This is a genomic window from Pseudomonas sp. lyk4-R2A-8, from assembly GCF_030209095.1.
Classification (GTDB): Bacteria; Pseudomonadota; Gammaproteobacteria; order Pseudomonadales; family Pseudomonadaceae; genus Aquipseudomonas; species Aquipseudomonas quebecensis.
The window spans coordinates 89,916-100,160 of record NZ_JARVSS010000021.1 but is presented as its reverse complement, the minus strand read 5'-3'; the positions used below and the strand labels follow the sequence as shown (position 1 = coordinate 100,160).

Sequence of the window (10,245 nt, the reverse complement as noted above, 5' to 3'; positions counted from 1 at the left end):
TGAAGCAGATACCGTCCAGCGCCTTGACGCCGGGGAAGGTTTTGCCGATGCCGTCAAAGCGCAGACTGACCCCGGCCGTATGTTGTTGATTGACTTGCGCGTGCATAACCACCTCATCACACCGATCAGGCGGCACCGTTACCGGCACCGCCGAGGAAAGCGAGCTGCCTTATTTCCACAGGCCGATCTTTTCCAGTTCCTGCTTGAAGTTCTCACGGGTGATCAGCGTCACTTCGTCCATGGCCGTGTATTTAGGCGGTTCGGTGCCTTTGGTTACCCACTCGTACATCATCTCTGCGGTTTTGTAGCCTTCGATATGCGGGCTAGGCAGCATCGAGCCGAAGAAACCGCTGTCGGGTTTTTTCAGCTCGCCGATGGCGTCGGTGCCATTGATGCCGATGCCAATCACATTGGCCGCCTTGAAACCGGCCGCTTCGGTGGCGCGTACGCCGCCGAGCACGGTGTTGTCGTTCATACCGCCGATGATCAGGTTTTTCACGCCGCTTGGGAGTTTGACCAGGGCCGAGTTGGTGGCGTCCATGCTGCCCGGTACATCCAGGGTTTTCAGCGCAGCGGTAAGGATGTGGTCTGCAGGGAAACCGGCTTTTTTCAGCGAATCAATCGAACCGTCGGTGCGTTTTTTACCGGTATCGAGTTCATTGAAGGTGTTGACCACCGCGTAGGTATCCTTCCAGTCCCAACCGCGCTTCTTCGCTTCGGCGGCCATGGCGGCGCCCTGCTTCTGGCCCACTTCGAAGGCCGCCATACCCAGGTACGGCACGTCTTCCATAAACTTGCCCTTGGCGTCGACGAAACGGTCGTCCACCGCCATGACCTTCATGTCGTTGAGCTTAGCCTTGGCCACAATCGCCGGGCCCAGAGACACATCCGGCGGGCAGATCACAAAACCCTTGGCGCCGTTGGCGGCCAGGCTGTCGATGGCCGACAGGGTTTTCTCGCCGTCGGGCACGGCGATCTTGATCAATTCAAAACCCTTGTCCTTGGCGGCCTTTTCAGCGAAAGCCCACTCGGTCTGGAACCACGGCTCTTCAGCCTGCTTGACCAGAAAGCCGATTTTGACTGCATCAGCGGCCAGCACCAGCCCGCTCAAGCTCATGGCCGATACCGCTACAGCGGCGCAGCACAGGGAACGGATACCACGACGACGATTCATACGGGTGACTCCTTGTTATTGTTTTTAGGGCTTGGGTTAACCGGCAAAGCGATGGCAAGGCTTGCCAGGTACATCGACATCGATAGCCAGCACGGCACCGTCCAAGGGGTGATCCAAAGGGCTGGCCGCGCTGGTGATAAACAAGGTGGTGAGCCTGGGCCCGCCGAACACGCAACTGGTGGGGCGGCTGACCGGCAGCTCGATGACTCGATCCACCTCGCCCGTGGGCGTCAGGCGCAGCAGGCAACTGCCGTCCCAACGGGCGTTCCAGATATAGCCATCGGCGTCCATGGCCGAGCCGTCCGGCCCGCCACGCGGATGCGGACCAAACCACACCGTGGGCGATGCCAGACCGCCGTCGGCCTGGATACCGTGCTGATAAAGCGTACCGTCGAGGCTGTCGCCGAAGTGCACCTGGCTGCCGTCGTCGCTCCACAGCAACGTATTGGGAATCCCCAACCCTTGCAGCAACGGCGTGACCGTGGCGTCGGCGTCCACGCGAAACAGGCCGCCGGAACGCCGCGTGATCGGCAGGTCCTCGCCGTGCTCGCCGATGTTGTTCTGCATGGTGCCCAACCACAGCCGGCCCTGGGCATCGCAACGCGCTTCATTGCCACGGTTGCCAGGGTGCGGATCGGCCTGGCACAGCAGGGTCAGGGCGTCGGTGGCCAGGTCCAGACGGTAGACGCCACTGCTCAACGTCACCAGCGCATCGCCGCGTTCACAGGGGATAAACGCCGAGACATGCTCGGGCATCCGCCATGTACGCAACTCCCCGTCCTTAAGGCGCAGCGCCTGCTTGCCGGCGATATCCACCCAATACAACGCCTGGGTCGGGCCGTCCCAGAACGGGCCCTCCCCCAACTGCGCACGGTGTGCGGTCACTGCGCTCAACGACATGAAACCTCCTGGACGCCGGTTATGTGGTTACAGCGGATCGCGCGACGGCGTGCCATCCACCAGACGCTGGATACGCAACGGGTTGGCATTTTTCAGCGCGTCGGGCAGCAGGCTGTCCGGGTAGTTCTGGAAGCACACCGGACGCAGGAAGCGGTCGATGGCCAGAGTGCCGACCGAGGTGCCACGGGCATCGGACGTCGCCGGGTACGGACCACCATGCACCATCGAATCGCAGACTTCCACGCCGGTCGGGTAGCCGTTGAGCAGGATGCGCCCGACCTTCTGCTCCAGCAGCGGCGTGAGTTCGGCGAACTGCTGCAAGTCGCCCGGCTCGCCGATAAGGGTTGCCGTGAGCTGCCCGTGCAGGCCGTGCAAGGCCGCGCTGAGCTGGGCCTGGTCGGCCACTTCGACAAATACCGTGGTGGGCCCGAAGACTTCTTCCTGCAGTGCCTCATCGCCATTGATCAGCAAGCTGGCGTCGGCTTTGAACAGCTGGGGTTGCGCCTGATTGCCGGATTGGGCATTGCCCGCCAGGTGCTGGATACCGGGGTGCGCCAGGAGTTTTTCCAGGCCCTTGCCATAGCTGCTCAAGGTGCCGGCGTTGAGCATGGTTTGCGCCGGTTGCTCGCCGATCAATTGCGCCACTTGCCGGGTGAATGCGCTGAATTCGGGCGAGGCGATACCGATCACCAGGCCCGGATTGGTGCAGAACTGGCCGCAGCCCTGCACCACCGAGGCGGTCAGGTCGCGCGCCACGGTGTCTGCCCGTGCCTGTAGGGCCTGGGGCAGCACGATCACCGGGTTGATGCTCGACATCTCGGCAAACACCGGGATCGGCTGCGGACGCGCCGCCGCCATGTCGCACAGGGCACGGCCGCCTTTGAGCGAGCCGGTAAAGCCCACCGCCTGGATCGCCGGGTGCTTGACCAGCGCCTCACCGACGCCGCCGCCGAAGATCATATTGAACACGCCGGCGGGCATCTCGGTGGCCTCGGCCGCACGGATGATCGCATCGGCCACGCATTCGGCCGTCGCCATGTGCCCGCTGTGGGCCTTGAACACCACCGGGCACCCGGCCGCCAGCGCGGCTGCGGTGTCGCCGCCGGCGGTGGAGAACGCCAGCGGGAAATTGCTCGCACCGAACACCGCCACCGGGCCGAGGCCGATGCGGTATTGACGCAGGTCAGGACGCGGCAGCGGCTGGCGGTCCGGCAAGGCTTTGTCGATGCGCGCACCGTAGAAATCACCGCGACGCAGCACCGTGGCGAACAGGCGCATCTGGCCGCTGGTGCGGCCGCGTTCGCCTTTGATGCGGGCGGCCGGCAACGCGGTTTCGCGGCACACCAGCTCGACAAAGTTATCACTCAGGGCATCCAGTTCGTCGGCAATCGCGTCGAGGAACTGCGCACGGCGCGCGGCGCTCAGGGCGCGGTACGCCGGGTAGGCGGTGGCGGCGGCCTGGGCGGCGGCGTCGACTTCTTCCGGGGTGGCCTGGAAGAAGTCCTGGGGCAAGGTTTCACCGCTGGCGGCGTCGACGCTGTGCAGCTTGATGCTGCCCTTGGCGCTGCGCTGGCCGCCGATGTAGTTGTGGCCGAGAAACTGACTCATGAGGAGCTCCTTAAAGAGTGATGACGTGACCGGGTTCGAACACCGCATCGGCCTGGCCGACGCTGTTGATCAGCGGCGCGCCGAATTCGGCCTGGCTGATCTCGAACACATCCCCCGGTTGGGTACGTATACCGTCGGCGAATGACAGCGTGGCGGTGCCGAAGAAATGAATGTGCACATCGCCCGGCGTGAGGAACTGACTGTACTTGAAATGGTGATACTCAAGGTTTTCCAGGCTGTGGCACATGTTGGCCTCGCCACTGAGAAATTCGTTTTCCCAGATCACCTGGCCGTCGCGCAGCAGGCGGCTGGTGCCGGCCAGGTGCTGGGGCAACTCACCCACGCGCAGTTCCGGGCCGTAGCTGCAACTGCGCAGTTTGGAGTGGGCCAGGTACAGGTAATTCTTGCGTTCCATGACATGGTCGGAGAACTCATTGCCCACCGCGAAACCCAGGCGATAGGGTTTGCGGTCGGGACCGATGACATACAGGCCGCCGATCTCCGGCTCTTCGCCGGCATCTTCGGCAAACGGTGGCACCGGGAACGCCTGGCCAGGGCGCACCACGATGCTGCCGTCGCCTTTGTAGAACCATTCCGGTTGCACGCCCGCCTGGCCCGCTGCGGGCTTGCCGCCCTCCACGCCCCATTTGAAGATGCGCATGGTGTCGGTCAACGTGGCTTCGTCGCCGGCCTGCTGGTGCATCTTGTCGCGGGCGGCGGCGCTGCCCAGATGGGTCAGGCCGGTGCCACTGATCAGCATGTGGGCCGGGTCCGGGTGGTCCAGGGGCGGCAGGATCTTCCGTTCAGCAAGCAACGCGGCGTAGTCATGGCTGTCGCCCAGGCCCAGGCTGTCGACCTGCCGCTGCAACGAGGTGCCGGCCTGGATGGCGGCCAGGGCCAGTTCGCGCACGCTATGGGCGCCCTGCACTTCACGCAACCGGGTGCCATCGACAACGCCGACCCGGCGCTCGCCGTTATTGAGTTCGAACTGCACTAGACGCATCAGGTTTCTCCTTGAATTAAGTACGGGTGGCGCCACGGGCGCTGGCGGCAAACTGGTCGGCCGGCAGCACATGTTTGCGCTCCAGCACGCGGTAGACCACGCCGGTCAACACCAGGCCAAACAGCATCACGCCGCACAGGAAGTACAGGCCCGAGGCCAGGTTGCCGGTGTATTCCTTGAGCGCGCCGATCACGAACGGACCGATATAACCGCCCAGGTTGCCCACCGAGTTGATCAATGCAATGCCCGCCGCCGCACTGGCGCCGGCGAAGAAACGCCCCGGCAAGGTCCAGAACACCGCGGTGCAGGAAAACATTGCGAACGCCGCCAGGCACAACGCGGCCATCTGCAGCACTGGCGCGCCGAGCCAGGCGCTGAAGAACAGGCCGGTGGCGCCCAGCACATAGAGCACGGCAAGGTGGCCGTAGCGGTCGTTCAAACGGTCGGAACTGCGCGGAATGATCAGCAGGCCGATGATCCCGAAGATATACGGCACGGCAGAGATAAAGCCGGTGACCAGGTCAGTGCCGCCGAACTGTTTGATCAGGGTCGGCAGCCATAGGCCCAGGCCGTAGATGCTCAGAGTCACCGGCAGGTAGAACAGCGCCAGCAGCAACACACGTTTGTCCTTGAGTGCATGCAACGGGTTGCCGTGACGGGTCTGGCCATAGGTTTGCAGGTCTTTGGCCAGTTCGCCGGTCAGCCAGGTTTTTTCGTCCTCGCTCATCCAGTTGACCTGTTTGGGGCCGTCCGGCAGGAAGCGCAGCACCGGCCAGGTGAGCAGCAGCGCCGGGGTGCCGATCACGATGAACAGCCACTGCCAACCGTGCAGGCCGAGGATGCCGTCCATGCCCAGCAGGCCGCCGGACACCGGGCCGGTGATCATCATGGCAATGGGTTGGGAAAGGATGAACAGACCGAGGATCTTGCCGCGATGGCGCACCGGGAACCATTGGGTGATGTAGTACAGCACGCCGGGGAAGAACCCGGCTTCCGCCGCGCCGAGCAGGAACCGCATCACATAGAAGCTGTGCGGCCCCTGCACAAAGGCCATGCCGATGGTGATGGTGCCCCAGGTGATCATGATGCGCGCGAACCAGCGCCGCGCGCCGAAGCGGTCGAGCATCAGGTTGCTGGGAATCTCGAACAGGAAGTAGCCGATAAAGAACAGGCCCGCGCCCAGGCCATAGGCGGCGTCACCGATGCCGACGTCGGCGCCCATGTGCAGCTTGGCGAAACCCACGGCGGAACGGTCCACGTAGGCGATCAGGTACAGCAGGATCAGGAAGGGAATCAGTTTCAGCGTGATGCGCCGAACAAGCCGCAGTTCCTGGCTCATGGGGTCGATCTCCGATTGTTGTTTTTATAGAAGCTCGGGGGACGCCTCTCGCGAAAATTCGCCAGGGTCATACCTCAGGTGAGATCGACTATATAGTAGTACTATTTACGAAACAACACTTCCAAATGGAAGATTTTGCGCTTATGTTTAGCCGCAGAGAGAACATATAGTCATACAATAAGAGAAACCATCATGTCTGATAAAAAGCCCGGCCTACGCTCCGCCCAGTGGTTCGGTACCGCTGACAAGAACGGCTTCATGTACCGCAGCTGGATGAAGAACCAGGGCATTGCCGACCACCAGTTCCATGGCAAGCCGATCATCGGCATCTGCAACACCTGGTCGGAGCTGACCCCGTGCAACGCGCATTTCCGCCAGATCGCCGAGCACGTCAAGCGCGGTGTGATCGAGGCTGGCGGTTTCCCGGTGGAATTCCCGGTGTTCTCCAACGGCGAATCGAACCTGCGTCCTACCGCCATGCTCACCCGTAACCTGGCGAGCATGGATGTGGAGGAAGCCATTCGCGGCAACCCGATCGACGGCGTGGTGCTGCTGACCGGCTGCGACAAAACCACCCCGGCCCTGCTGATGGGCGCCGCCAGTTGCGACGTGCCGGCAATCGTGGTCACCGGCGGGCCAATGCTTAACGGTAAGCACAAGGGCCAGGACATCGGTTCGGGCACGGTGGTGTGGCAACTGAGCGAGCAGGTCAAGGCCGGCACCATCACCCTGGACGATTTCCTCGCGGCCGAGGGCGGCATGTCCCGTTCGGCGGGCACCTGCAACACCATGGGCACCGCGTCGACCATGGCCTGCATGGCTGAGGCCCTCGGCACGTCCCTGCCGCACAACGCGGCGATCCCGGCGGTGGACGCGCGTCGTTACGTGCTGGCGCATATGTCGGGCATGCGCGCGGTGGAGATGGTGCGCGAGGACTTGAAGTTGTCGAAGATCCTCACCAAAGAGGCATTTGAAAACGCGATACGCGTCAACGCCGCCATCGGTGGGTCGACCAACGCCGTGATTCACCTTAAAGCCATCGCCGGGCGTATCGGCGTGGAATTGGACCTGGACGACTGGACCCGCATCGGTCGCGGCATGCCGACCATCGTCGACCTGCAACCGTCGGGGCGCTTTCTGATGGAAGAGTTCTACTATGCCGGCGGCCTGCCTGCAGTGCTGCGTCGCCTGGGTGAAGCCAACCTGATCCCGCACCCGAACGCGCTGACCGTCAACGGCAAGACCCTGGGGGAAAACACTCAGGATTCGCCGATCTACGGCCAGGACGAAGTGATCCGCACCCTGGACAACCCGATCCGCGCCGACGGCGGCATCTGCGTGCTGCGCGGCAACCTGGCGCCACTCGGTGCGGTGCTCAAGCCATCGGCGGCCAGCGCCGAACTGATGCAGCATCGCGGCCGTGCGGTGGTGTTCGAGAACTTCGACATGTACAAGGCGCGCATCAATGATCCGGAGCTGGATGTGGACGCCAACTCGATCCTGGTCATGAAAAACTGCGGGCCCAAGGGTTACCCAGGCATGGCCGAAGTCGGCAACATGGGCCTGCCGGCCAAGCTGCTGGCCCAAGGCGTGACCGATATGGTACGGATTTCCGATGCGCGCATGAGCGGCACGGCCTACGGCACGGTGGTGCTGCATGTGGCACCGGAAGCCGCCGCCGGCGGGCCGCTGGCCACGGTGCAGGAAGGTGACTGGATCGAGCTGGACTGCGCCAACGGCCGCTTGCACCTGGACATTTCCGACGCCGAGCTGGCGGCGCGCATGGCCGACCTCAAGCCACCGCAGAACTTGATCGTCGGCGGTTATCGCCAGCTGTACATCGACCATGTGCTGCAGGCCGACCAGGGCTGTGACTTCGACTTCCTGGTGGGGTGCCGTGGGGCGGAAGTCCCACGGCATTCCCACTAATTGGGATGCTATGATGCCGCGAATTTAAGCCAGAGCATCCCTGTCGTTATGGATCAACAGCCGTCCAAACCGCGCAAGAGCATGCATGCCCAGATCGTCCAGGACTTGGGCATGCACATCGTTTCCGGTCGCTTCAAGCCAGAAGAACGCCTGCCGATGGAGGCCACGCTCTGCGAGGAGTACAAGGTCAGCCGTTCGGTATTGCGCGAGGCGACCCGCGTGCTCAGCGCCAAGGGCCTGGTGTATTCCAAGCCACGGGTGGGTGCGGTGGTGCGGCCACGGCTCAAATGGCACCTGCTCGACCCGGACGTGCTGTCCTGGTTGATGCAGTCCACGCCCCATAGCGAGTTTTTCAACACCCTGGCCGGTGTGCGGCGCATCCTCGAACCGGAAATCGCCGCCATGGCCGCGACCACCGCCACCGATGACGACATCGCTATCATCGAAAAGGCTTACTGCGGCATGGAAACCGCCAAGACTCACGAACAGCTGCTGCAGGCCGACCTGGACTTCCACCGTGCCATCGCCGACGCCACGCGCAACGACCTGCTGGCGTATATGTGCAACATGCTATCGCTGCCGTTGCGCGAATCGATCAACATCACCAACCGCCGCCCGGACATCCAGGGCCTGAGCCTGCCTCGGCATAAAGCCATCCTCACCGCGATCCAGAACCGCGACGCGCTGGGCGCGCGGCATGCGTCGCTGGTGCAGCTGGATGACACGCGGGTGGCGCTGGATACGGTGATGAACGTGCTCACCCCGCTCTAAAACCGAGTGAAAGAAAAGGTGGAAGGGCGCAAGCCCCTCCTACCTATCTATAAGCCGTAGGCCTGAATACCCACATCGTACAGGTGACTTTCCTTGGCCCAGAACACCCGGTCGCCGGCGCCGTCGAATCCGATCACGCCTCGGTAGCCGTCCACGGCCAGACGTTTCCAGGACTGGCCCCAGTCCTTGGAATAAAATACCGCTCCCGCCGAGATGTTGGCGTCGCCCCACCAGTACAGCCAGCGCGGTGGGCGGTGTTCGCTGTAGGTGTTGATCATCAAACTGTTACGTCCCACCCATAACTGCTGGGCCTGGGTGCTGGAGGCCAGTGGCGAGAACACGCTGGGCACCTCGCCCAGGGGTTGCCAGGCCAGGGTGGTGGTGTTCATTTCAGCGACGACGGCGTGGCCGTGGGGGCCCTGGTCGATCAGGCCCAGTACACGGCCGTCGCCGTTGTTCGCCAGGTCGTTGATGTACAGACCTTCTTCACGCTGCACCGCCCCCACCTGCCACGCTCCGGCCGCGCGCGACAGCTCGACGCGGGTGGTGACGCTGAACGCCAGGTTGTCGCCCTTGCCGTCGGGGTTGCTGGCCCAGAAGCGCTGGGACACCCAGATATAAGCGCGCCTGGCATCCAGTTGCAGCACATGGGTCACCTGATCGTTGGAATCGTGCCACTCCTTGATCTGCGGGTGCTGGCTGCTCACGAATTCGGCCCCCACCACCAGAGAGTGTGGCGTGGCGATCGGCGTGCTGTGCTGGCCGCCATCCAGTGAGTACGACACCCCTGTCTGCACGCTACGGCCTTCCTCCTCGATTTCGTCGGGGCTGCGCCAGGCCCAGACCTCGTTCTGGCTGTAAAAGTACGGCGCGAGTTGGGTCAGCACCCCGCCCAGCTCGGGGAAGAATCCTTCGGCCAACCAGGTCCAGGTCTTACCCTGGTCATCGCTGCGAAACACCACCTCCTGGCCCTCGGCTTCCTTGGGTCGCTTGAGGTCAGTGAGCAGGAACACGCGCTCGCCATCGGCGCTGGACACCAGGCATGCGGTGCCACTGACCTGCGCCACAGGCTTGAACGCGCCGTCGGCATCCAGCCGCGACACGAAGGTGGTCTCGGGTTTATCGCGCGGGAAGAAACCGGAATAGCCACCCTCCTCTTCCTGCGCCTTCGGCGTCTTGCCGTAAAGCTGCTCGTTCAGGTTGACCTGCCCGGGGGACGGCGTAAACGTGTGATATTCGTCCTCGACCCGACCCAGCAGCCAGGTACCTTGCCTGGTCACGACAACACCTGTGCAGGACTCGCTGACGTGACGCGGGCTGAGCCCCGGCAGCACGCCTATCTGCTGCTGATCCGGGCTGGCACCGCCGATACCCAGCTTGGCGCTGGTGATGATCCAGATGTACCACAGCGCCGCGCCGATCAGCAGCGCGACGACCAGGCGAGCGATAAGGGTTGAACGAGGCATGGGATGTCCATCTGCGGGGAAATGGGCAAGCTTTTCTCATCTATCGATGGGCGCG

General features: G+C 63.3%; 8 protein-coding genes. 2 read left to right on the top strand and 6 right to left on the bottom strand.

Translation table 11 applies throughout. The annotated features are described in order from the left end of the window. Positions 1-169: 169 nt before the first annotated feature. From QRN10_RS19675 to QRN10_RS19655, 5 genes are read right to left on the bottom strand one after another with little or no spacing between them, the layout of a single operon-like run. Entirely contained in the window at positions 170-1,174 is a 1,005-nt protein-coding gene (locus tag QRN10_RS19675; protein WP_253506674.1) for a substrate-binding domain-containing protein, read from the bottom strand. A 36-nt stretch (positions 1,175-1,210) separates the two neighbouring features. Continuing rightward, positions 1,211-2,074, bottom strand: coding sequence for an SMP-30/gluconolactonase/LRE family protein (locus QRN10_RS19670; protein WP_285428950.1), 864 nt, complete (start codon positions 2,072-2,074; stop codon positions 1,211-1,213). Positions 2,075-2,101: 27 nt separating this feature from the next. After that, on the bottom strand, positions 2,102-3,682 hold the full coding sequence (locus QRN10_RS19665) for an aldehyde dehydrogenase (NADP(+)) (protein ID WP_285428949.1): 1,581 nt from the start codon (positions 3,680-3,682) through the stop codon (positions 2,102-2,104). Between the two features lie 10 nt (positions 3,683-3,692). Then, positions 3,693-4,685, bottom strand: a complete 993-nt coding sequence (gene araD1 / locus QRN10_RS19660) for an AraD1 family protein (protein WP_285428948.1) — start codon at positions 4,683-4,685, stop codon at positions 3,693-3,695. Between the two features lie 16 nt (positions 4,686-4,701). After that, positions 4,702-6,024: an MFS transporter gene (locus QRN10_RS19655; RefSeq protein WP_253506662.1), complete on the bottom strand. Its 1,323-nt coding sequence runs from the start codon at positions 6,022-6,024 to the stop codon at positions 4,702-4,704. A gap of 192 nt (positions 6,025-6,216) precedes the next feature. On the opposite strand from QRN10_RS19655, the gene QRN10_RS19650 reads away from it, so the two are divergent. Further along, positions 6,217-7,953, top strand: a complete 1,737-nt coding sequence (locus QRN10_RS19650) for an IlvD/Edd family dehydratase (RefSeq protein WP_181080822.1) — start codon at positions 6,217-6,219, stop codon at positions 7,951-7,953. Between the two features lie 48 nt (positions 7,954-8,001). Continuing rightward, positions 8,002-8,724: a FadR/GntR family transcriptional regulator gene (locus QRN10_RS19645; protein WP_285428947.1), complete on the top strand. Its 723-nt coding sequence runs from the start codon at positions 8,002-8,004 to the stop codon at positions 8,722-8,724. 47 nt (positions 8,725-8,771) lie between these two features. Here the strand turns inward: QRN10_RS19645 and QRN10_RS19640 are convergent, their stop codons facing one another. Then, entirely contained in the window at positions 8,772-10,190 is a 1,419-nt protein-coding gene (locus tag QRN10_RS19640) for a hypothetical protein (protein ID WP_285428946.1), read from the bottom strand. Positions 10,191-10,245: the final 55 nt, after the last annotated feature.